General features: G+C 46.1%; 1 protein-coding gene. It reads right to left on the reverse strand.

Annotation, left to right across the window (positions count from 1 at the left end; translation table 11 throughout):
• Nucleotides 1-676 precede the first annotated feature (676 nt).
• Nucleotides 677-976: a hypothetical protein gene (locus tag YWE_RS28260; protein ID WP_036016773.1), complete on the reverse strand. Its 300-nt coding sequence runs from the start codon at nucleotides 974-976 to the stop codon at nucleotides 677-679.
• Nucleotides 977-1,335: the final 359 nt, after the last annotated feature.

Consider the following 1,335-nt stretch of genomic DNA (forward strand, 5'->3'; position numbering starts at 1 on the left):
GACCCGGCACTGTTCTTTAAACTGCCGTCATCATCAACAGTGATGCTCACTTGAGCCTTGCCAAACTTGCCCAAAAAATCCTGGGCCTGTTGCTGGACTGGATTGAGAATTTCGGCTTTGGCTTTATTTTTTGCCCAACTTTCGGCTTGATTTTGCGCCTGGTCGCCGGTCATATTGCTCCAGTCCTGCCCCCCCACNGCCTGAGCCGTACCGGCAGCTTTCATTTCCATCGCAGAAGCGGGCATCTTGCCATCCTTGTCGGCTTTCGGTAATGGGGCGTTACCCATGCCTAATTCCGGCAGGTTATTGACATACAACCCCGCATTATCCACCACGGGTAACAATGGCGAAGTGGCGGGCAATAATAGACTTTCACCGGCCTTCATTAACTCACGGCGGTCAACGCCTCCGTTATTCAGTGCACGCAATTGCGCTACGGTCACGCCGCTTTGCAAGGCCAGTTGATACAAGCTACTGTCAGCCGGAACGGTATAAAGGCGAGAGGCTGGTGTGCTATCAGGCGCGCTATGAGTTACTTCATGGGCGGCCATCACCACGCCACTGCCCATCAGCCATAAGGCGATAATCGAAAGACGCATTGTTATTTTCATTGTTTCATTCCCTTGCGCCGAACGCGCTGTCCTGATGAAGTCACTGAGAGAGGAAGACCTGAATATCACGCACTCAGGTCGCTAATGTGGGCTATGTGTGAACTGCCGAGATAGTGACGGACCGTGGACAGTCCGACCTGAAGCACCGCGCCAATCATCTCCGGCGTATTACCTTGCGATATTAATCGGGTGACCTGCCGCGCTATCTGCGCTTCATTGCCTTTATAAATGTATTTAGTCTGGAACGTTTTTTTACATGACTGACAGTAATAGCGTTGCGTCCCCGTCGACCTACCTTTACCGTGCTTTCTCACACTGCGAGTCTGGTTACAGTGATGACAGATGGGTATCAGCATTTTCATCATGATATTTCCTCCCCTTCCAGCTCATTCAGATACTGGGTTTAAGTTCAATCCGCCCACGTGGAAAACACACTCACAATGAATGGGGTTTGTATATCTTTATCTGGAGCAACATAGGGTTGAATCGGAAAACCATCAAATTGTTAATAACGATCAATATTCATACATTGATAGATTATAACTATCAATAANATCNNATTGATCGAGAGTAACTATTTGACAGGTGATTTTAAAGACAATGAAATCAAGGCGATATAATTCACAATAAAAGAGACTAACGCTATTGAACATTAATAAATAAATTAATACAGGTCTAAATCATGAAAAAATTAAAACACTTTAAGTTGATTAAAATCAACTTA

The sequence above is a fragment of the Budvicia aquatica DSM 5075 = ATCC 35567 genome (assembly GCF_000427805.1).
GTDB classification, from domain to species: Bacteria; Pseudomonadota; Gammaproteobacteria; order Enterobacterales; family Enterobacteriaceae; genus Budvicia; species Budvicia aquatica.